We start from the raw sequence: 489 nt of genomic DNA on the forward strand, positions 1-489 counted from the left end.
GCGGGTTCGGGGACGAGCAGGCCATGCGGATCACCATGCTGGTGGCGTTGCTGGGCCGGCGCGTCAGCGAGATCTGCCTGCTCGACCGCGACCCGCTGCTGCCGTGGTCGCCGACGGCCCCCTCCTCGCCGGGCGACCCTGCGGCAGACGGTGACGAGCTGGGGCTGGTCGCCAAGCTCCGCTACCAGCAGACGAAGATCGACGGTGCTCCGGACACCATCCCGGTGCACGCCGAGGTCGTCGCGATCATCCGTGAGCAGCAACAGTGGGCGCAGCGGTTCCTCGCCGAACACGGCGCACCCGGCAGGACCCCGAAGTACCTGTTCCTGGCCGCGCTGATGAACCGCAACGGCGACCGGCCGTACTCCGGCACCAACCTGCGGAATCTGCTGACTGATCTGGCCGTCCGGCTGGACGTGCGTGACAGCACCGGAGCCCTGGTCGATTTCAACCGCACCCACCGATTCCGCCACACCGTCGCCACCCGGT

General features: G+C 69.5%; 1 pseudogene. It reads left to right on the plus strand.

The features are described 5' to 3' along the window. Positions 1 to 489 (plus strand): annotated as a pseudogene (locus P3H15_RS54540) (transposase); the annotation flags it as partial.

The organism is Rhodococcus sp. T2V (assembly GCF_029269925.1).
Lineage (GTDB): Bacteria > Actinomycetota > Actinomycetes > Mycobacteriales > Mycobacteriaceae > Rhodococcus_F > Rhodococcus_F koreensis.